Below are 2,015 nucleotides of genomic sequence, written 5' to 3' on the forward strand. Positions count from 1 at the left end.
AAATCTTCAACAGTTGATAAAAAAGCTAATACTTCAGACATCCCTTTCTTTCGCCAGTTCAAATAAATGCAGGATTATACTGTTTATGTGACTAATTTCTAGTCATGAAAAGCCCCTGATAGAAGAGCAAATCATTGAAGAAGAGGAAGAATTTAATAAAGACGATATAATGTTTGTTGGCGATGAGAAACACATGGCTTATTGTCACAAACTATACGGCGATTTCAATGAAAAAGGTTTGCAATCTTTGCAAGATAAATACGATACCGTCCATATTAAACATGCCAGAGAACTGGCAAGCGAGCTGCAATACCATGCATCAGAGCTACACGAAAGTATCGAACTCATGGAGCAAGCAAGTAGAGAACTGATTGATGGAGAAAGTCCCTTTTGCAATAATTACAAGATTAATGAACAAGGTGACATTGGCGATTTTGCTAGTGAACTCTACCAGGTGGCCTCTTCAATAGAGGATATTATCGCTCAAATCAGTAAAAAATTAGCGCCACTTGGGCGCTTACTTCCTATTGAACCAGATGATGATGACGATGTTGCTTTCCACAAAGAGATTGATGATTGGCTGGACGACCCAAAAGGCTACCGGCACGGGTATCATTCCTATTTTGATTAAATAGACACTCAGTATTATTTATGACTTTCCATATAGCTAAGTGCGGCATCTGCTAAAAATGAAGAGCGATTTTTAATCGAATGATTTTTAGCATACAGATCGATGAGGCTTAAAACGCGCTCTGGCATGGTAATATTAATGCGCTTTGCCCTACCTGATATTTGACTTAAATCAATGTCAATAAATGCCCATACACCTCCTTGAAACTCTTCGTCATTAATCCATCGATCAATTGTTGCACCGACTGGAAGAGATTCATTATCCATTAATAATCCTTCTAAATGACACTCAACCGCTTCAATTGCATTAGTTAATGCTTCATCATAAGTGCTACCCGCAGAATAACATCCAGGAATATCAGGGACACTCACACCGAAATCACTATGTTCATCTTTATGTATTACTACAGGATATCTCATTTTATATCCTCCTTATTAATACCAGCCTGTTTAAAAATACTGGCCACCGTTTTTATAGGTAAATCTTTTTTAGGATGAGGTACTGTCACCCTACCCTTTTTGGTGGGGTGTTTAAATTGGCAATGACTCCCCTTCTGATGACATTGCACCCAACCATCGCGTTCTATTATTTTTATTATTTCTGCGCTTTTCATATCTTTAATTATACACACTATACACATAAATTCAAGAAAGTAATTTTCATATCACAAGGGTACACCCTTGTGATAAATCTTGCCTTACCTTTAACTCTCTTGTTTCTCCTATCAATAGAGTTTAATTTTTATTTATGATAATGTACTATCACTGCTTTTAAATATTATTGATAGGAAAATTCATGGCGCTTGTTGGTTATGCCCGCGTATCCACCATTGACCAAAATTTGGATATTCAACTTGAGGTTTTAAAGAGCGCCGGATGCAAAAAAATCTTTTCCGAGAAAAAAAGCGGCACTTCAAAAAAAGATCGAACCGCTTTAGATGAATGTATGGAATACATTCGTGAAGGCGATACACTCGTGGTGACCCGAATTGACCGACTAACCCGCAGCATTCTTGATTTACAAAACCTGCTTCATTATTTAAAAAAGAAAGAGATTCACCTAAAAGCACTGGAGCAACCCGTGGATACCTCCAATGCCTCAGGGAAATTTTTTTTGGATATGCTCGGCGTCTTTGCTGAGTTTGAAACCAATCTTCGCCGTGAGCGGCAACTGGAAGGCATTGAGCGCGCCAAACGCGAAGGTAAGTACAAAGGGAGAAAACCTACAGCACGCTCCAGAACCGATGACGTGATGGAGTTAATCAATCACTCATGTTACGCACGGTCAATTTTAAGCTGCCATATTTTTAAGCTCCTGCCAAGCAATCTGGTTCGCTCTAAGAATCAATTTGTACTTAATAGCAAAGTGATTTAAATGAGTTTTT

General features: G+C 38.3%; 4 protein-coding genes. 2 read left to right on the forward strand and 2 right to left on the reverse strand.

Annotated elements, in window-relative coordinates; all coding sequences use genetic code 11:
* Positions 1-193: 193 nt before the first annotated feature.
* On the forward strand, positions 194-631 hold the full coding sequence (locus ELY15_RS15375; protein WP_233586858.1) for a hypothetical protein: 438 nt from the start codon (positions 194-196) through the stop codon (positions 629-631).
* Between the two features lie 14 nt (positions 632-645).
* On the opposite strand, the gene ELY15_RS15380 is transcribed toward ELY15_RS15375, so the two are convergent.
* Complete coding sequence (locus ELY15_RS15380; protein WP_127101582.1) at positions 646-1,050, reverse strand: type II toxin-antitoxin system HicB family antitoxin; 405 nt, start codon at positions 1,048-1,050, stop codon at positions 646-648.
* Positions 1,047-1,244 carry a type II toxin-antitoxin system HicA family toxin gene (locus ELY15_RS15385; RefSeq protein WP_011212625.1) on the reverse strand — a complete coding sequence of 66 codons (198 nt, stop codon included), beginning with the start codon at positions 1,242-1,244 and terminating at the stop codon, positions 1,047-1,049. Before ELY15_RS15385 ends, ELY15_RS15380 begins: the two co-directional genes overlap by 4 nt.
* A gap of 182 nt (positions 1,245-1,426) precedes the next feature.
* Here ELY15_RS15385 and ELY15_RS15390 point away from each other — a divergent pair, with 182 nt between their 5' ends.
* Positions 1,427-2,005, forward strand: coding sequence for a recombinase family protein (locus tag ELY15_RS15390; RefSeq protein WP_233586859.1), 579 nt, complete (start codon positions 1,427-1,429; stop codon positions 2,003-2,005).
* Positions 2,006-2,015: the final 10 nt, after the last annotated feature.

Origin of the sequence: Legionella sp. km772 (genome assembly GCF_003989735.1) — a bacterium.
GTDB lineage: Bacteria > Pseudomonadota > Gammaproteobacteria > Legionellales > Legionellaceae > Legionella.